The 19,210-nt window shown below is 55.5% G+C and carries 17 protein-coding genes; 7 read left to right on the top strand and 10 right to left on the bottom strand.

Annotation, left to right across the window (positions count from 1 at the left end; translation table 11 throughout):
* Positions 1-105: 105 nt before the first annotated feature.
* The 8 genes from malQ to ulaA form a co-directional block, all read right to left on the bottom strand.
* On the bottom strand, positions 106-2,238 hold the full coding sequence (gene malQ, locus TU92_RS12385) for a 4-alpha-glucanotransferase (protein WP_112167528.1): 2,133 nt from the start codon (positions 2,236-2,238) through the stop codon (positions 106-108).
* Between the two features lie 8 nt (positions 2,239-2,246).
* A complete protein-coding gene (gene malP, locus TU92_RS12380) occupies positions 2,247-4,661 on the bottom strand; it encodes a maltodextrin phosphorylase (RefSeq protein WP_112167527.1) in 2,415 nt (804 codons plus the stop codon).
* Positions 4,662-4,958: 297 nt separating this feature from the next.
* Entirely contained in the window at positions 4,959-5,648 is a 690-nt protein-coding gene (locus tag TU92_RS12375) for an L-ribulose-5-phosphate 4-epimerase (RefSeq protein ID WP_112167526.1), read from the bottom strand.
* The gene (locus TU92_RS12370; protein ID WP_112167525.1) at positions 5,645-6,505 is read right to left on the bottom strand and encodes an L-ribulose-5-phosphate 3-epimerase; all 861 of its coding nucleotides are present in this window, start codon (positions 6,503-6,505) and stop codon (positions 5,645-5,647) included. The genes TU92_RS12375 and TU92_RS12370 overlap by 4 nt, the downstream gene beginning before the upstream one ends.
* A gap of 10 nt (positions 6,506-6,515) precedes the next feature.
* Positions 6,516-7,172 carry a 3-keto-L-gulonate-6-phosphate decarboxylase UlaD gene (locus TU92_RS12365; RefSeq protein WP_112167524.1) on the bottom strand — a complete coding sequence of 219 codons (657 nt, stop codon included), beginning with the start codon at positions 7,170-7,172 and terminating at the stop codon, positions 6,516-6,518.
* A 33-nt stretch (positions 7,173-7,205) separates the two neighbouring features.
* Complete coding sequence (ulaC, locus tag TU92_RS12360; protein ID WP_112167523.1) at positions 7,206-7,676, bottom strand: PTS ascorbate transporter subunit IIA; 471 nt, start codon at positions 7,674-7,676, stop codon at positions 7,206-7,208.
* Positions 7,677-7,687: 11 nt separating this feature from the next.
* A complete protein-coding gene (gene ulaB / locus TU92_RS12355) occupies positions 7,688-7,996 on the bottom strand; it encodes a PTS ascorbate transporter subunit IIB (RefSeq protein ID WP_112167522.1) in 309 nt (102 codons plus the stop codon).
* Positions 7,997-8,010: 14 nt separating this feature from the next.
* Entirely contained in the window at positions 8,011-9,414 is a 1,404-nt protein-coding gene (gene ulaA / locus TU92_RS12350) for a PTS ascorbate transporter subunit IIC (RefSeq protein WP_112167521.1), read from the bottom strand.
* Between the two features lie 405 nt (positions 9,415-9,819).
* On the opposite strand from ulaA, the gene ulaG reads away from it, so the two are divergent.
* The 7 genes from ulaG (at position 9,820) to glpD (ending at position 17,106) form a co-directional block, all read left to right on the top strand.
* Positions 9,820-10,884, top strand: a complete 1,065-nt coding sequence (ulaG, locus tag TU92_RS12345; RefSeq protein WP_112167520.1) for an L-ascorbate 6-phosphate lactonase — start codon at positions 9,820-9,822, stop codon at positions 10,882-10,884.
* Positions 10,885-11,005: 121 nt separating this feature from the next.
* Complete coding sequence (gene ulaR / locus TU92_RS12340) at positions 11,006-11,761, top strand: HTH-type transcriptional regulator UlaR (RefSeq protein ID WP_112167519.1); 756 nt, start codon at positions 11,006-11,008, stop codon at positions 11,759-11,761.
* A gap of 84 nt (positions 11,762-11,845) precedes the next feature.
* Entirely contained in the window at positions 11,846-12,166 is a 321-nt protein-coding gene (glpE, locus tag TU92_RS12335; protein ID WP_112167518.1) for a thiosulfate sulfurtransferase GlpE, read from the top strand.
* Between the two features lie 142 nt (positions 12,167-12,308).
* Positions 12,309-13,499 (top strand): trans-sulfuration enzyme family protein, encoded by a 1,191-nt coding sequence (locus TU92_RS12330; protein ID WP_112167517.1) that lies wholly within the window; start codon positions 12,309-12,311, stop codon positions 13,497-13,499.
* 219 nt (positions 13,500-13,718) lie between these two features.
* Positions 13,719-14,549, top strand: coding sequence for a rhomboid family intramembrane serine protease GlpG (gene glpG / locus TU92_RS12325; protein ID WP_112167516.1), 831 nt, complete (start codon positions 13,719-13,721; stop codon positions 14,547-14,549).
* A gap of 9 nt (positions 14,550-14,558) precedes the next feature.
* The gene (locus TU92_RS12320; protein ID WP_112167515.1) at positions 14,559-15,317 is read left to right on the top strand and encodes a DeoR/GlpR family transcriptional regulator; all 759 of its coding nucleotides are present in this window, start codon (positions 14,559-14,561) and stop codon (positions 15,315-15,317) included.
* A 277-nt stretch (positions 15,318-15,594) separates the two neighbouring features.
* Positions 15,595-17,106: a glycerol-3-phosphate dehydrogenase gene (gene glpD / locus TU92_RS12315; RefSeq protein WP_112167514.1), complete on the top strand. Its 1,512-nt coding sequence runs from the start codon at positions 15,595-15,597 to the stop codon at positions 17,104-17,106.
* A 67-nt stretch (positions 17,107-17,173) separates the two neighbouring features.
* On the opposite strand, the gene gntR is transcribed toward glpD, so the two are convergent.
* Complete coding sequence (gene gntR, locus TU92_RS12310; protein WP_112167513.1) at positions 17,174-18,169, bottom strand: gluconate operon transcriptional repressor GntR; 996 nt, start codon at positions 18,167-18,169, stop codon at positions 17,174-17,176.
* A gap of 105 nt (positions 18,170-18,274) precedes the next feature.
* The gene (locus TU92_RS12305) at positions 18,275-19,192 is read right to left on the bottom strand and encodes a LacI family DNA-binding transcriptional regulator (RefSeq protein WP_112167512.1); all 918 of its coding nucleotides are present in this window, start codon (positions 19,190-19,192) and stop codon (positions 18,275-18,277) included.
* Positions 19,193-19,210 lie beyond the last annotated feature (18 nt).

Below are 19,210 nucleotides of genomic sequence, written 5' to 3'. Positions count from 1 at the left end.
GCCAAAATGCAAAAAGCACCCTGTGAATTGGGTGCTTTTTTTATGGCTCCGGTTTAGAAATGCCCTCAATACCCCACCCAAAGCGGTAAGGAAGGCAAGCGTGTTTTAGCGCCTCTCCGTGCGAAGCGGGAGGCTGGGAGAGGGTTTAGCAGACGGCGCTGAAACCACCTGCCTGCGCTGGTTCAAATCACTGAGCAGCGCATCAATATGCTTATCGCCAAACATGTCCTCCAGCGTTCGCGTCAGTTTTCGCCGCCAGTTGGGATATTCGGTATTGGTGCCGGGCACATTGACCGGCAAATCCATATCCAGCCAGTCTTCCGGTTGCAGGCCGAGCAGTGCGCTGGCGCTGTCTGCCAGATAACACTGTAAACCCCGGTTAAGCTCCGGCGTCATCGGCATGTTTCCGGTATGGCGCGATGTCCCTTTCGGCACGCAGTGTTGCAGATGCAGCGCGTTTAGCAGCCCCTGTTTACTGCGCTCCCGCTCGCCGCGCAGTTTCTCCAGCACCTGCGGATCCGGGTACACGCCCAGCGACTCACCGAGCGTTAAATCACCGCCCTCCCAGTACCCACGCAGCGTGGGTAAATCATGCGTAGTGACCGTGGCCATTGCCTGCGCCACGTAATCCTGCGGCGGGCGATAAGTGAAGGTTTTATCGTGCTCGAAATACAGCACTTTATAGGAATAGACGCCGCTGTCGCGCAGGCTGGCAACAATCTCTTTGGGCACAGTGCCAAGATCTTCGCCAATCACCATGCACTGATGCCGCTGACTTTCCAGCGCCAGCACGCCGAGCAAATCTTCCAGCGGATAACGCACATACGCACCGTTCCCCGCTTCCTGATCGGCCGGTATCCACCATAGCCGCAGCAATCCCATCACGTGATCGATACGCAGCGCGCCGCACTCCGCCATATTAGCGCGCAGTAAGTCAATAAATGGCTGATAGGCACGGGCTTTCATTTCATGCGGATCGATGGGCGGCAGCCCCCAGTTTTGCCCCTGCGGCCCGAGGATGTCCGGCGGTGCGCCGATGGTGGCGTTCAGGCAATATAAAGCCGGATCCGACCAGGTTTCTGCTCCGCCTTCGGCGACACCGACCGCTAAATCCCGATACAACCCGATGGGCATCTCCAGTTCAACGCTGCGCTGATAACACGCGGAAAACTGCATGTGTGCCAGCCACTGCTGCCACATGAAGAACTCAATTTCACTGGCGTAACGCTCGCTGAATTCAGCCACGTCTGCGCCTTTCGCATCACGATACGCATCGGGCCAGACCGGCCAGCCCCACTGGCCCAAATCCAGATCCCGCAGGTGGGTATGCAGCGCGTCGAACAGCGCCTGCTGGCGTAAACTGTCGCCGCCGTTTTGCACAAAACGTCGGAAATCACGCTTACGCAAGCTGGCTTCTGGCAGCTCGCCAAACAGCGGCCACGCCAGTTTCAGCGCGGCGGATTTGAGCTTCATCACCAGCGGATAATCGACGTAATCCGTACTGCGCGCCTGTAACAGCGCATCGTGCGTTTCGACAGAATGCCACCAGCTTTGCGCCAGTGAGCTCGCGGCAAACTCTTCCACGGCATTCACGTCGATATACGTCAGATTCAGCCAGCGGCGGGACGACGGGCTGTACGGGCTGGCGCTTAGCGGATTCGCCGGATAAAGCGCATGAATCGGATTCAGCCCGACAAATGCACCGCCGCGTTTTCCGACTTCTTCGACCATTCTTTTAAGATCGCCAAAATCACCCACGCCCCAGTTATTTTCCGAACGAAGCGTATACAGCTGTAGGGTCGCACCCCACAATTTTTGTCCTTCCCGCAAAGCCTGAGGCTCGAAACAGCGCGGGGGCACCACAATAATCCGGCACGCCCAGGCCTGACCATTTTGCGATAAGGTCAGCTGGTGATAGCCGGTGGGCAGACTGACGGTGAGATTGATCAGGTTGCCGCTGTGAGTTTCTCCCTGCGTCTGGTCACCGTTTTCCAGCGTCAGTTGCCACGTAAATTCGCCGCTGCCTGCGGGCGTTATCAGCACTTTTTTGCCTGCGGTAAACACTTTCACTGGCGGAACCGGTGTAACGTCTTCGACGTCCTGCGGGTCACGTCCCATCGCCGCCAGCAGCGCGATACGGGTGTCATCGGAGACCGTTTCGACCTCATCGGCCATGTTAATAAAGCTGTCTAAAATCCCCGCCCGGCGGGCAGCTTCAATAAGTTGCTTGTCCTCCATGCCTGCTCCTAACGTTTGGCCTGCCAGATGCGCTGCTGGTAATCGCGAATGGAACGGTCGGCGCTGAACATCCCGACGCGCGCGGTATTGAGCAGCGCGCGGCGCGTCCATTCATCGGCGTTGCGGTACAGCACATCCACCTGTTTTTGCGCTTCGCAGTACTGGGCGAAATCGGCCAGCACCAGATACGGATCACCGCCGTCGAGCAGGCTGTTGAGCATCAGATCGAAGGCTTTTTTGTCGCCGTTCGCGTAAAAACCGCTGGCCAGTTCGTCGAGGATCGCTTTCAGGTGTTTGTCTTTTTTCACCACCGCTTTTGGCTTGTAGCCTTTTTTCAGCTGCGCTTTCACTTCATCCACTGTCAGGCCAAAGATAAAGATATTGTCCTCACCGACCTGCTCGGCGATCTCGACGTTCGCGCCATCGAGCGTGCCGACGGTCAGCGCACCGTTGAGCGCCAGCTTCATGTTGCCGGTACCGGAGGCTTCTTTGCCCGCCGTTGAAATCTGCTCAGACACGTCCGCCGCCGGGATCATCAGTTCGGCCACCGACACGCAATAATCCGGGATAAACACCACTTTGATGCGATCCGCGACGATCGGATCATTATTGATCTTCTCGGCGACCTGATTGATCGCATAGATAATATTTTTAGCGAGGTAATAACCGGGCGCGGCTTTGGCACCGAACAAGAAAACACGCGGCACGATATCGAGTTTCGGGTTATCGCGGATCTGGCGGTACAGCGAGAGGATATGCAGCAGGTTGAGATGCTGACGTTTGTACTCGTGCAGGCGTTTGATCTGCACATCGAAAATCGCATCCGGATTGAGCCGGATACCCAGGCGATGCCAGACGTACTCCGCCAGCCGCACTTTGTTGTCATGCTTGATTTTACGGTACTGCTTGCAGAACTTTTTGTCTTTGACGCCGCTTTCCAGTTCTTTGAGCAGATCAAGATTAGTCACCCAGCTGTCGGTTTTCAGACGGTCATCAATCAGTGCTGACAGCGCAGGGTTGCACTGTTTCAGCCAGCGACGCGGTGTGATGCCGTTGGTGACGTTGTGGAATTTTTCCGGCCACAGACGGTGATATTCCGGGAAGAGATCTTTGACCACCAGATCCGAATGCAGCGCCGCGACGCCGTTCACCGCAAAACCGGCGACCACGCACAGATTCGCCATGCGCACCTGTTTGTCGTGATGTACCGCCAGTTTCGCCCAGACCGCTTCATCACCCGGCCACTCTTTGCTGACCAGTTTCTTAAAGTTGGTGTTGATTTGCTTAATGATCTGGAAATGACGCGGCAGGAGGCTGCGCACCAGACTTTCGTCCCAGGTTTCCAGCGCTTCCGGCATTAAAGTGTGGTTGGTATAAGCAAACGTGCGGCTGGTGATGTGCCACGCGTCGTTCCAGCTCATCTGATGTTCGTCGATAAGCACACGCAACATTTCAGGAATGGCGATGGTCGGGTGGGTATCGTTGAGCTGGATAACTTCGTAATCCGGTAGCTCGCTGATTTTACGGCCAAGAAAATGATGACGCCGCAAGATATCTGCCACCGAACAGGCGCACTGGAAATATTGCTGCATCAGGCGAAGGCGTTTACCGGCCTGATGATTATCATTGGGATAGAGCACTTTGGTGAGTTTGGCGGCGTCGATGCCCTGTTGTTCCGCTTTCAGAAACTCGCCGTCGTTAAACAAATCGAGATCAAATGGATGCGGATGAGTGGCCTCCCAAAGGCGCAGCGGCTGGGTAACGCCGTTGCGATAGCCCATCACCGGCAGATCCCAGGCTTCACCGCGCAGGGTAAACTCCGGTTCCCAGCGCGCAACACCCTGCTCATTTTTGACGATTTTCCCGCCGATACCGACGTTCACCGCCAGCGAGCTGTTATGGCGGAACCACGGGTAGTCGTTGCGGTGCCAGTCATCAGGCGACTCTTTTTGCTTACCATCGACAAACCGCTGGCGGAACAGGCCGTACTGATAATTCAGGCCATAGCCGATGCCCGGTTGCCCGACTGACGCCATCGCATCGAGATAACAGGCGGCCAGGCGACCCAGCCCGCCGTTACCGAGTGCCGGATCGATTTCTTCTTCCAGCAGGTCGGTCAGATTGATATCGAACTGTTCCAGCGCGCTGGCAATTTTCTCATACCAGCCGAGGTTGATCAGGTTGTTGCCGGTCAGCCTTCCGACCAGAAACTCCATCGAAATGTAGTTAACGTGGCGGGTGACTTTTTTGCTTTTGCTGGTGACGGTATCGCTTTGCGGCGGCAGCTGTTCGGCGACGGCGGCGCTGACCGCATGCCACCACTGATGCCGGGTCATATCCTTCGCACTGGTGAGTCCGAACGCTTGCCACTGGCGGGTTAACGCCGCCAAAAAAACATCCTGCTTGAGCGTGATCTTCGACATAGGGCAGTCTCTTTTCTGTCAGAGGGGACGGAATATTTCCGTGAGAAAAAGCCTGATTGCGGTAAAAAGTGTGATCCCAATACACTTATGTATAAACCCTATGTCGAAAAAATGCTCACCAGAGGTCAGAGGAAAAATGCATGAAATCATGTCGAAGGGATAATTTGGTTTAGCGCAAGATGGCACCAATACCCCTCCCCAACTCTTCTCTTCGCAGGAGAGGGAGCTGATCGAGTTTTGCTTGTCCCTCTGCGAAAGGAGAGGCTGGGAGGGGTTTTTCTGGTCTCTCAGCGTCGGCTATTTCTGCCCGTAATACGCATCCGGCCCATGTTTTCTGCTGAAATGTTTATGCAACAGATAATCGTCCATCGGCGGTTGCGCGCGTTGCAGGGTGCCGGTGATCCACGCCATTTTTGCGACTTCTTCCAGCACCACCGCGTTGTGCACCGCCTGCTCCGGCGTGATTCCCCAACAGAAAGGCCCGTGCTGTGCCACCAGAATGCCCGGCATGTGCAACGGCTGAATGCCTGCAAGCGTTTCAGCAATCACTTTGCCGGTTTCCAGCTCGTACTGCCCGGCGACTTCTTCGCGCGTTAAGGGGCGCGTACAGGGGATCGCACCGGCAAAATAATCCGCGTGCGTGGTGCCTAGCGCCGGAATCGCGACGCCCGCCTGCGCCCATGACGTCGCGTGGGTGGAATGCGTATGAACGATGCCGCCGAGTTCAGGGAAGCGGGCGTACAGTGTCAGATGCGTCGCGGTGTCGGAAGAGGGTTTGTAATGCCCTTCAACGACGTCTCCTTGCAAGTTCACCACCACCATGTCGCTGGCCTGCATTTTTTCGTATTCAACGCCGCTCGGTTTGATCACCACCAGCCCGCGCTGACGGTCGATGCCGCTGACGTTGCCCCAGGTGAACGTCACCAGACCGTACGCCGGCAGCGCCATATTGGCTTCAAACACGCGCTGTTTCAGTGACTCCGTCATGCTATTTCCTCCATGTTCAGCCCGGCTTTCTGCATTTTATCCACCACCCAGGCGCGCGCGTTGCGGACTTCCTGCATCGGGTCGGCGGCGGTTTCGCTCCACATTTCGATAAGATAGGGTCCGCGATAGCCGCTTTTTTGCAGCGTTTCGAAGCAGCGCTCAAACTCCACCACGCCGCTGCCGAACGGTACGTTTTTGAACACGCCAGGCTGCGTATCTTTTATATGCACGGCAACAATGTGCCCCGCGCCGCTTGCCAGCTCCATCTGTACGTCGTTATCCCACGCGGACAAATTGCCGATATCCGGATAAAGCTGGAACCACGGATTGTTCAGGTAATGGGTATAACCGAGCGCCTTGCTGATCGAATTCATCAGCGGGTAATCCATAATTTCCATCGCCAGCGTCACCTGCGCGCGGCTGGCCATTTCGACCGATTCCTGCAAGCCCTCGCGAAAACGTTCGCGGGTGTGATCGTTGGCCTGCTGGTAATAGACATCGTAACCGGCAAGCTGGATCACGCGGATACCTAAATCCTGCGCCAGCACAATGGCTTTGCGCATGATTTCCAGCCCCTGATTGCGGGTTTTATCGTCTTCAGAGCCGAGCGGAAAACGGCGGTGCGCGCTCAGGCACATTGAAGGAATACGAATACCGGTGCGTGAAATCGCATCGACCACCCGCAGACGCTGCTCACTTGACCAGTCAAGCCGTGCCAGCCGGTGATCGGTTTCATCTACCGACATTTCAACGAAATCGAAACCCAGCTCTTTCGCCAGCGTCAGGCGCTTCAGCCAGTCTTCGCCCGCAGGCAGGGCTTTTTCATAGATACCGAGCGGAACGGCTTTGTGCATCATGCGAGATTCCTTAGCCCCAGAGCTGGCTGATGGATTTTTTGAACTGACGCGCCGCGTCTACCGGATCTTTGGCATCGCGGATACTGCGACCGGCGATAAAGACGTGGATCGGAATACCTTTAAACAGCGGCAAATCTTCCAGCGCCAGGCCGCCAGTGACGGTGACTTTGAAGCCCATGTCGGACAGACGTTTGATGGCGGTAATATCGGCCTCGCTCCACGCCACGCCTGCGGCCTGCGCATCACGGCTGCGGTGATACACCACTTGCCCGATACCCGCTTCGCGCCATTCCTGCGCCTGTTCCCATGTCCAGTAGCCGGTCAGTTCAATTTGAACGTCACCGTTAAACTCTTTCGCCACCTCCAGCGCGCCTTTGGTGGTGTTGATGTCGGCGCAGCAAATCACCGTCACCCAGTCCGCATTAGCTTCAAAACACATCCGCGAGAGGATTTTTCCGGCATCCGCGATTTTGGCATCGGCCAGCACGATTTTTTCCGGATACAGCGCTTTCAAATCACGCACCGCACGCACGCCTTCGGCGACGCACAAAATGGTGCCGACTTCGATGATGTCCACTTCGTGAGCAATCAGACGCGTGGTTTTGTAGGCGTCGTCCATCGACTGGTTATCGAGTGCTACCTGCAACATCGGTAATGAATGAGACATATTGAATTCCTTCTCTGAGAGCAAAAATGTGAATTAGTGCGCCGCGGCGGCGGAGGTTTGGTCGATCAAATCAAGAACCTGCTGCGCTGAAGTACAGGCACGCAGGCGATCAAAATTGGCGTCATCCTCGAACAGGTTCACCACCTGCATGATGCCAACTTCCTGATGCGCGTTGGCATCCACGGCGGCCAGCGTGATGAGAATATCCACCGGATCGTTATCTTCATGATTGAACACCAGCGGCGTTTTCAGCGTCACCAGCGCGAAACCTGTCTTAAGCACGCCCTCTTCCGGGCGGCCATGCGGCATCGCCAGACCGGGCGCTATCACAAAGTACGGGCCGAAACGTTCGACGCCATCCAGAATCGCCTGGTAATAGCGCGGCTCCACCACGCCAGCCTTCACCAGCATATCGACGCCAATTTTTACCGCGTCCTGCCAGGTTTGTGCTTGCGCGTTCAGGCAGATCGAATCGTTCTGAGCCAGCGAATCTCGCAGTTTCATCTTTCTCCCCCCTACTTTTTCAGCGACGTGGGGAAGTGTGCATTAACCACTTCCATCACTTTCGGGCCGAAGTCCGCAGCTGAAAGCATGTTGCGCACGCCAACGACGTATTTGTTGCCGCTGACCGTGATTTCATCCGCGACGTGCGTGGAGGCGACAATAATGTCCGCGCCGCTCAACTCTGATTTGTACTCGCCCACCGCGCAGCTGTTCATGGTGTGAGCCACACCTTCCTGCGTCAGGAACTGGCCGATTTTCATCTTCATGATCATTGAACTGCCTTGCCCGCAACCGCATACCGCCAGAATTCGTACTGTCATGGGAACCTCGTTGATTAGTGAGAAGTGGATTGATTCAGCGCTTGTTTTTCAGCGTCTTCTTCGGCGCGCAACGTGCGGCCCGCAAAGAACATGTACATCAATGCAATCACCGCGATGACGCCCATAAAGGCCATGCCGAGGCTGAAGAAGCCCTGCATCATTGGCGGTGCGAGAATCGACCAGTCGGCCATCCCCATCCAGGCGCTGAGGCCGGTGAGTTTGATAGCCCAGACGCAGCCAAAGATTTCGATCATCCCCATCACCAGACAGATTTTCAGCGCAGCGCGCCAGCCGCCGAAGTGGTTGGCAAACACGCCGATGGTGGCGTTAGAGAAGAACATCGGGATAAAGCCGGGGATGATCATGATGGAAGAACCGAGACCGAACAGGATGGCCACGGCAATCAGCTGGCCGATGGTGCCCCACATAAAGCCCCAGACCACGGCGTTTGGCGCGAAGCTGTATATCGCTGCGCAGTCGATCGCCAGAACGGCACCGGGAATTAAGCGTTGAGAGATGCCGTTAAAGGCTTCGGTCAGTTCGGCGACAAACATGCGCACACCCTGAATGATGATGAAAATCGCCACGGCAAACATCAGACCGGTTTGCAGGATGTAGATTGTCCAGTGGGTTTTACCGGCCATATGTTGCAGCGTATCCAGGCCAAACGAGCAGAGAATGATGCCGAAAAACACGGTCATCACAATGGCGGTGGAGACGATGTTGTCGTGGAAAATATTCAGCCAGCCCGGCAGTTTGAGGTCTTCGACGCTGTCTTCTTTCTTGCCGAGATACGGTGCGATTTTATAGGCGATCCAGGAGGCAAACTGCTGCTGGTGGCCGATGGAAAAACCGCTGTTTTCGGTCACCGACTGCGTCGGTTTGTACATCATGTTGGACGTGATGCCCCAGTACAGCGACACCAGGATCGCCGTGCACCAGATGGTGGTCCACATCGGGTAGCCCATGATGAAGAAGAAGACCGCAATCAGCCCGGCCTGTTGGAACATGATATGGCCGGTGAGCATGATGGTGCGAATGCCGGTAATGCGGCGGAAAACCACCATCAGAATGTTCAGTCCGAGGGCAATCAGCACCGCGTAACCCACCCAACTGTAGGCATCGCCCATGCGTTCGACCGTCGCCATCATGGAGGCGTAGGTGTCAGAAATCGCCCCGTTGATGCCGTAAACCTCCGACAGCTTGGCCACCACCGGTTTAAACGTGCCGGTCAGAATGCCGGACCCGGCCTGCAATAACATAAAGCCGATAATGGTTTTGATGGTGCCTTTGATAACTACCGTCGCGCTCTTTCTGAGCAGGATGTAACCGAGCATGGTCACAATACCCAGCAGCAGCGGTGCGTTGGTCATTACCTGATTAAAAAATACGGTAAAGAGTGTGTAGAGCATTTCCATAAAACTCTCCGTCTGACCTTGTTTAATCTTTTTGGCGCTAACGTTGCGCTGAAAAGTGAGGGACAGATGCACCCTAATGCTCACATCGAATCAGGTAAAGATTCACAATGATTATTTGTGAGCAGTCTCGCAAGTTATCGTCATGTCGGAAATGTTCACCCAAAAGCCATAAATCCTCTTTTTATTTATATTTCAGCTTATTAACTGAAACTGGCTTCTATAAAAACGTTCTTCATGCGCATTATCTTTTAAGAATCCGTTGTCATCCCGATCAGTAAATCTTCGTTCAAAGTCATTGTCATGACGATATTTCGGTGATAACTTCCGCACAAACAAATCACATATAATCATCAAATGATTTATTGTGACACTTACATCACACTGATATGACGATGAGGGAACACCATGAGCAAAGTAGAAACGATCAGCCGCGAATCCTGGATCCTGAGCACTTTCCCGGAATGGGGCACCTGGTTAAACGAAGAAATTGAGCAGGAAAAGGTCGCGCCGGGCACCTTTGCCATGTGGTGGCTGGGCTGTACAGGGATTTGGCTGAAATCCGAAGGCGGCGCGAACATTTGCGTGGATTTGTGGTGCGGCGTCGGCAAGCAAAATCACAGCAGCCCGCTGATGAAAACCGGCCACCAGATGCAACGCATGGCCGGTGTGAAGAAGCTGCAACCCAACCTGCGCACCACGCCATTCGTACTTGATCCCTTTGCGATCCGCGAGATCGACGCCGTGTTATCCACGCACGATCACAACGATCACATTGACGTTAACGTCGCCGCCGCCGTCATGCAGAACTGCGCCTCCGACGTGCCGTTCATCGGCCCGCAAACGTGCGTGGATCTGTGGATGAGCTGGGGCGTGCCCGCTGAGCGATGCATCGTGATGACGCCGGGGAAAGTCGTGCGTATCAAAGATGTGGAAATTCATGCGCTGGATTCTTTCGATCGCACGGTACTCATCACCCTGCCCGCCGACCAAAAAGCCGCAGGCGTTCTGCCGGACATGATGGATCAGCGGGCGGTGAACTACCTGTTCAAAACGCCGGGCGGGAACCTGTATCACAGCGGCGATTCGCACTATTCCAACTATTACGCCAAACACGGTAATGAATATCAGATAGACGTGGCGCTCGGCTCCTACGGCGAAAATCCGCGCGGCGTGACCGATAAAATGACCAGTGTCGATATGCTGCGCATGGCGGAATCGCTGAACACCAAAGTAGTGATCCCGTTCCATCACGATATCTGGTCGAATTTCCAGGCCGATCCGCAGGAAATCCGCGTACTGTGGGAGATGAAGAAAGACCGCCTGAAATACGGTTTTAAGCCGTTTATCTGGCAGGTCGGCGGCAAATTCACCTACCCGAATGACAAAGACAATTTCGAATATCACTATCCGCGCGGGTTCGAGGATTGCTTCACCACAGACACCGATTTACCCTTTAAATCATTCCTCTAAAACGTTGTGCGATCAGGCGGAGGGGATTCACTCCGCCTCATCATAAACAATGTTATTGCCATTACTGCTCGTTTATAATCACGCGGTAATCATTCTGATTCGATTTACTCGCGGAGCCACCATGACTGAGCCACAACGCCACAATGCCATCCTTGATCTTTTGCAGCGTCAGGGCCAGATTTCTGTCGCTGATGTGATTGATCACTTTGATATTTCTCCGGCGACAGCGCGTCGTGACATCACAAAACTCAATGAATTAGGCAAATTACGCAAAGTGCGTAACGGTGCCGAAGCCGTCAATCAGCCGCGTCAGAACTGGACACCGCTGAATATCCACCAGACCCACAATCTCAATGAAAAAATGCGTATCGCCAAAGCGGCAGCTGAACTGTGCCAGCCGGGCGAAAGCGTGGTGATTAACTGCGGTTCGACGGCGTTTCTGCTCGGGCGCGAAATGTGCGGGAAAGACATTCAGGTAATCACCAACTATCTGCCACTGGCCAATTATCTGATTGAGCAGGAGCACGACAGCGTGGTCATCATGGGTGGGCAGTACAATAAAAGTCAGTCGATCACCCTCGCCCCGCAGGACGGCGACGCCAGCCTGTATGCTGGCCACTGGATGTTCACCAGCGGCGCGGGGCTGACGCCAGATGGCCTCTATAAAACCGACATGCTGACGGCGATGGCCGAGCAGAAGATGCTGAATTATGTCGGGAATCTGGCGGTGCTGGTCGATAGCAGCAAAGTCGGCCAGCGTGCCGGCATGTTGTTCAGCCGCACCGAACAGATCGACGTGCTGATCACCGGCAAAGAAGCCAGCGCTGAAATCATCGGGCAGTTGCGCGAGAAAGGCGTGAAAGTGGTGCTGGTTTAACGGATACCCGCGCAGTTTGTCTGGTCTTGATCGGCGAATAGTTAGGTAGAATGCGCGGATAACTGACGAATGAGGCCCGGCCAAATGGAACAATTTGAAGCAATCAGCGTGGAACAAGCGCACACCCGTCTGACATCAGGCGAAGCAGTGATGGTCGATATCCGTGATCCGCAGACATTCGGCGCAGGTCATGCACCCGGCGCATTCCACCTGAGCAATGACAGCATGCGTGCCTTTATGGATCAGGCCGACGCCAAAAAACCGGTCCTGGTGATGTGCTACCACGGCATCAGCAGCCGCGGTGCGGCGCAGTTTCTCATCGGTCAGGGTTTCGAATCCGTCTACAGCGTTGACGGCGGTTTTGAAGCCTGGTCAAAAACCTTCCCTCAGGATATCGAAGCCTGATTTTCCGTTGTTTTAACCGGCGCAGACGCACTTTCCTTTATAACCAGCCCGATCGGTCTGCGCCTAAAATGTTCTTAAGCGGAAAAAGCTACACATCTTCAGTCTTGATATAATTTCCTTCTACCAACGACAGGATTTCAAGATGAAACATCTGAACACTTCACGTTCTTTAGGGATGCGTACCCTCGCCGTTCATGGCGGCCAGCAGCCCGATGCCCAAACGGGCGCCATCGCGACGCCAATCACGGCGTCTTCTGCATTTTCTTACCCCGATTTTGACAGCGGCGCGCGCCGTTTCAGCGGTGAAGAGCCGGGCTACATGTACAGCCGCTTCGCCAATCCGACGGTGACCGTTTTCGAGCAGAAACTTGCGGCACTGGAAGGCGCTGAAACCGCCGTGGCCTGTGCCAGCGGCATGGCGGCGATCAGTGCCACCTTGTTTGCCCTGCTGGTGCCGGGCGATGAAATCATTCATATCGGTACGCTGTACGGCGGTACCGAAGGCGTGGTGCGTAATCTTCTGCCGCGTTACGGTATCAAACCGGTTCATGTCGCGAACGTCGCCGAACTGGAAGCCGCATTCACCAAAAACACTAAAGTGGTGCTGGTCGAGACACCGGCAAATCCGGGGCTGGATATCGCGGATCTGGCGCAAATCGCCCGTCTGTCGAAAGCCGCAGGGGCAGTGAGCGTCGCCGACAACACTTTTGCGACACCGTACCTGACGCGCCCGCTCGAGCTGGGTATTGATATCGTTCTGCACTCGGCGACCAAGTACATCAGCGGTCACGGCGATGCGACCGGTGGCGTGGTCGCCGGTGCAGCGGCGCTGATTACGCCAATCCGCACCCTGAGCCTGAAACAGTTCGGTGGTTGCCTCAGCCCGTTTGAAGCCAGTTTGCTGATCCGTGGATTGAAAACGCTGCCGCTGCGCGTCGAAGCCAGTTCACTGAGCGCGCAGGCCGTGGCGGAATTCCTCGACGGACACAGTGCGGTCGACACTGTCTTTTATCCGGGACTGAAACAGCATCCGGGCCATGCGGTGGCCTCGCAACAGATGAAACTGTTCGGCGGGATTATGGCCATCGAACTGAAAGGCGGGCTGAACGCCGCACGGACGTTCCTCGATAAGCTGAGCATCATCACGCAGGCCGTGTCTCTTGGTGATACGGATTCGCTGGCCTGCCACCCGGCATCCACCACCCACAGCGCCGTCGCACCGGAAATCCGCCGTCAAAGCGGTATCACCGACGGACTGGTTCGCATCAGTATCGGTATCGAAGACACCGACGACCTGATCGCCGATCTGGAACAGGCACTGGAAGGCCTGTAAGGTTAATGATTGCAACATCGTTCAACCGCGATGTTGCATCAAATCCCGATCCATCTCACACCCGCGTTATTTTTTTCTTTTCCGCTGGCTTCACAGCATTTGTAAATTCCCCTCCTTTTACTGACTGACGTTATAATCGACTTCCCGTACGCTGGCAGATAAGGTATTGCCCTAAAATGACGGCAACAAATCAAACCATTAGGGAAATCGATTAACGCTATGGTGCGCATTCTTAACCTGAACAACCCTCGTCTCGCTCAGGCGTTTGTCGATTACATGGCAACGCAGGGATTTACGCTGACGATGAAACACGAAAGTCAGGAAGTACAGATCTGGCTGGATGACGAATCCCGTCTGGAAGAAGCCGAAAAACAGGTTGCACTGTTTGTCCGTGATCCGCTGCATCCGCGCTATCAGGAAGCCAGCTGGAAAACCGGCAAGGCGCAGCCGCATTTAAAGATGTCGCACACGCCATTCCTCAAAAGCCTGCGCAGCCGCGCCGGGCCGCTGACTATTGGCATGATTGTGCTCAGCCTGGCGGTGTTTATCCTGCAACAGCTGGTCGGTGATGCTTTGGTGATGAGCTGGCTGGCATGGCCGGACAGTTCACGCGTTTTCCAGGTCTGGCGCTGGTTTACCCCGGCGCTGATGAATTTCTCCTTTATCGCGCTGCTGATTAATCTGGCGTGGTGGTGGTATCTGGCCAGCCAGATTGAGATGCATCTGGGCAGCGGCAAGCTGTTTACGGTCACGATCGTTTCAGCTCTGATCAGCGGATGGGGCCAGTCGATGGTCAGCGGCGCCTGGTTCGGCGGTCTCTCCGGCGTGGTGTACGCGCTGATGGGTTACGCCTGGCTGACCGGCCAGCTGAAACCGGAAAGCAAGTTGTATGTGCCCGGCGGGCTGCTGGTGATTTCGCTGATTTTTATGTTTATCGGGTATGCTACGGGCGGCGCTGCCGTGTCCAATGCTGCACACGCGTTTGGTCTGGGTCTTGGCCTGGTGATGGCATTTGTTGATACGCGCGCACCGCGCAAAAAAAGCAAGTAGGGGATTCGGGTGAAACAAACACAACGCCATGATGCGATTATCGATTTAGTCCGCCAGCAGGGATATGTCAGCACCGAAGAGCTGGTCGAGCACTTCGCCGTCAGCCCGCAAACTATTCGCCGTGATCTGAACGATCTGGCTGAACAGAACAAAATCCATCGTCATCACGGCGGCGCGGCACTGCCGTCGAGTTCGGTGAACGCCGCGTATAACGACCGTAAAGTGATGTGGTCGGAAGCGAAAGCGCGCATCGCCGAACGCGTCGCCAGCCAGATCCCCGACGGTTCGACGCTGTTTATCGATATCGGCACTACGCCGGAAGCCGTGGCGCACGCACTGCTCAATCATAAAGATCTGCGCATCGTCACCAACAACCTCAACGTGGCGACGCTCTACAGCGCGAAAGATGACTGCCGTCTGTTCCTCGCCGGAGGCGAAGTGCGCGCCCGCGACGGCGGCATCATGGGCGAAGCGACGCTCGACTTCATCTCTCAGTTCCGCCTCGATTACGGCATTCTCGGCATCAGCGGCATTGATATGGACGGCTCACTGCTCGAATTCGATTATCACGAAGCACGAACCAAGCGCGCGATTATCGAAAACTCACGCTGCGTGATGCTGGTGACTGACCACTCCAAGTTCGGGCGTAACGCGATGGTGAACCTGGGTAAAATGGATTTGATCCACTATCTGTTTACCGACAAACAGCCGCCGGACAGCGTGAAGCAAATCATTGACAAGTACGACGTCCAGCTCGAACTCTGCTGATTTACCTGCCCCTGTGGAGCGTCGCGCTGGCGCTCCTGCTTTTTCTTCTTCCCCATCCCCTGCCCTAAACGAACAATTTCGAAAAATTCCACGCACGACCGCGTTCGGTTTCTTTCCCTTCTCCTCATTTTGCGCGAAACCGACACAAAAATGTTACCTTCATCACGCATAATTGTTTTTATTTGGTTAACGCTTGGCTTGTTTGTCGATTCTCGATTACAATCGTGAGCGAAAACGAACATAAAAGAGCTATTGCGAACATCTGGAGGAAGATGACGTGGAAACCAAAGACTTGATCGTAATTGGTGGCGGTATTAACGGTACCGGCATCGCAACAGATGCAGCTGGCCGCGGGCTGTCTGTACTGCTGCTTGAAGCGCAAGACTTGGCCTGCGCGACCTCTTCGGCCAGTTCTAAATTGATTCACGGTGGCCTGCGCTACCTGGAACATTACGAATTCCGTCTGGTCAGCGAAGCGCTGGCTGAACGTGAAGTACTGCTGAAAATGGCACCGCACATTGCCTTCCCGATGCGTTTCCGTTTACCGCATCAGCCGCACCTGCGCCCGGCCTGGATGATCCGCGCCGGCCTGTTCCTGTATGACCATCTGGGTAAACGCACCAGCCTGCCGGCCAGTAAAGGCCTGAAATTCGGCAGCGAGTCGGTGCTCAAACCTGAGCTGACCAAAGGCTTTGAATACTCAGACTGCTGGGTTGACGATGCGCGGTTAGTTGTCGTTAACGCGCAGGAAGTGGAAGAACGCGGCGGCGAAGTTCGTACCCGCACCCGCGTAACCCGTGCATGGCGTGAAGACGGTTTGTGGATGGTGGAAGCCGAAGATATCGACACCGGCAAAACCTTCACCTGGCGTGCCAAAGGTCTGGTGAACGCCACCGGGCCATGGGTAAAACATTTCTTCGACGACGGCCTGAAGCTGAAATCGCCGTACGGCATTCGTCTGATCAAAGGCAGTCACATTGTGGTGCCACGCGCGCACAATCAGCCGCAGGCGTACATTCTGCAAAACGAAGACCACCGTATTGTGTTTGTGATCCCATGGCTGGATGAGTTCTCAATTATCGGCACCACCGACGTGGAATATCACGGCGACCCGAAAGACGTGAAGATCGACGATAAAGAGATCGGCTATCTGCTGAAAGTGTATAACGATCACTTTAAGAAACAGCTGACCACCGAAGACATCGTCTGGACATACTCCGGCGTACGTCCGCTGTGCGATGACGAGTCTGATTCACCGCAGGCGGTCACCCGCGATTACACGCTCGACGTTCACGATCTGGACGGTAAAGCACCGCTGCTTTCCGTGTTCGGCGGCAAACTGACGACCTACCGTAAACTGGCGGAACATGCGCTGGAAAAACTCGGTAAATATTATCCGAAAGCCGGTCCGGCGTGGACCAAAACAGCCGTCCTGCCTGGCGGGAAACTGAATGGCGATCGCGATACTTACAGCGCCAATCTGCGCAGCCGTTTCAAATGGTTGCCGGAATCGCTGGCACGCCGTTATGCCCGCACCTACGGCAGCCAGACGGAGCTGTTCCTGTCAGATGCCACCAGCATTGAATCGCTGGGCGAAGATTTCGGTCACGGATTCTACGAGGCGGAGCTGCGGTATCTGGTGGAAAAAGAGTGGGTAAGCGAACTCGATGATGCGATCTGGCGCCGTACTAAACTCGGCATGTGGCTCGATAAAGCGCAGCAACAGCGCGTCGCCGAGTGGCTGCAAACGCATAAACAGCAGAAAAGACATTTGTCACTGGCATCGTAGTTTGCCCGTGTGCGAATCTACAATCCCCGGCCATTGTGTCGGGGATTTTTTTTATCTGCTTTTAAACTCAAATACTGCCGCCCGCCGAAATCGTAAACCCGACATCCACCATGCGCGGGACGACGTTTTCGCCGCGCAGTCTGGCCAGCAGGCGTTCGGCGGAAATCTGCCCCATTCTTTCTCGCGGCGTCAGGACGCTGGCGAGCGGCGGCTCCATCGCCTGTCCCATGTTGTGGCCGTGGAAACCGGCGATTGCCATTTGTGACGGAATACGCAGCCCCTGACGCTGGCACTCAAAGAATGCGCCTGCCGCAAGGTCGTCGTTGGTGCAGAAAATACTGTCGATTTGCGGCCAGTCTTTTTGCGCCTGACGCAATAATTCCGCGCCCGCGCTGTAGCTTGAGGAACGGCTGGTCATCACGCTGTACGGCTCAAGACCGGATTCGCGCATCGCCTGCTCGTAGCCCTGCTGTTTGATGATCGTACGTTCATCCTGACGTGCGCCGAAATAGACCACGTGACGATGCCCGCGCGCGATGATCTGCTGGGTCATCTGCCGTGCGGCTTCAAAGTTATTGAACCCGACCGCGAGATCGACGCACGGCGAGACGCAGTCCATCATCTCCACCACCGGAATACCGGCAACTTCGATCATTTTCAGCGTACGCGCGGTGTGATGGCGTTCGGATAAAATCAGCCCGTCGATATTGTAGGAAAGCAGCGACGTCAGCCGCTGTTCTTCGCGTTCCTGACTGTAGCCGTAGTGCGCCAGCATGGTCTGGTAGCCATGAATATCAGTGACGCTTTCAATGCCGCGCAGCACTTCGGCGAACACCTGGTTGGTCAGCGAGGGCAACAAGACGCCGATGGCGCGGCTTTTGGCGTTGGAGAGAATATCCGGGGCGCGGTTAGGGATGTATCCCAGCTCATCGAGCGCCGCCGAAATCTTTTCCTGCAACGCGCCGGAAACCTGTTCGGGATTGCGCAAATAACGGCTGACCGTCATTTTGGTGACGCCCACTTTATCGGCAACATCCTGGAGTACGGGTCTTTTTTTCTTCATGACAGTCAATGAGATGCGGCCGGTGAAAGAGTGAGGGATCAGAAGGTTATGTTAGCAAACATTCGCGCAGGCGGGTATCCGTTGCTGCGCGACATGCGAGGTGGATCAGGCCGGTAAACTGAGCTGGCCGCGAACCGGTTCGCCGGTGTTCGCTGAGAACTGTCCGGCCAGTAACGCCATCGCCCGTTGCGCCAGCGTTTCCAGCGGCCAGGCGATCGCCGGGATTGCAGACGCGCCCGGCGGCAGCGTGCTGTCGAGACTGAAGACCATCACCGCCTGCGGCACGTTACGCCCAAGCTGCGCGAGCTGACGCAGTGCGTCCTGCGCGGTGGCATCGTCCGGCACCAGCAGCGCGTTAAACGGCACATTTTGCGCCAGCAGTTGCGTCAGTGCCTGATCGCCACTGTGCACCAGCCGCCGGTCGTAAGGCAGTAAAAACTTCTCCAGCGCCAGATGATAACCCTGAAGGATTTGCCCCGCCGCATCGCTGTTTTCAAAATTGATCAGCGCGATCTGCCTGCGCCCCTGCTGTAGCACGTACTGACAGGCGGTTTCGGTGGCGAAGCTGCGGTCAAAATGAATGCTGCGCCCGGAGTCCGCATCCAGGCAGTCAATAGTGATGACGTTGTCAGGCAGCGCCGGAAGGGCAAAGCGCGCGCCGATCACAATCATCGCGTCACACAAACCACGCCCGATCTCATCCACGGAATGCGAGAGGCTGGCGGCGTCGGTGGCGAATCTGAGCAGTAAATACTTCTGATTGAGTCGCAGTTCTTTTTCCAGCGCATGCAGGTAGCCGGTGCTCTGATTGATGTTTTCCGCCGCGCAAATCACGCCGATGCAGCCGGTAGACTGCGTCGACAACGACTGCGCGATCATGCTCGGTTTGTATTGCAGCGCTTCCACCGCCTGCATCACCGCCAGGCGGCTCTCCTCTTTTACTCCGCGGCTGCCACTCAGGACACGGGAAACCGTCGCTTTCGACACGTTAGCCAGCCGCGAAACGTCGTTAATGTTTGCCATGTCGTTCCTTGTTTAACC

Source organism: Rahnella inusitata, from assembly GCF_003263515.1.
Taxonomy (GTDB): domain Bacteria; phylum Pseudomonadota; class Gammaproteobacteria; order Enterobacterales; family Enterobacteriaceae; genus Rahnella; species Rahnella inusitata.
The sequence above is the reverse complement of the archived record's forward strand: the minus strand, read 5'-3'. Positions and strand labels throughout refer to the sequence as shown.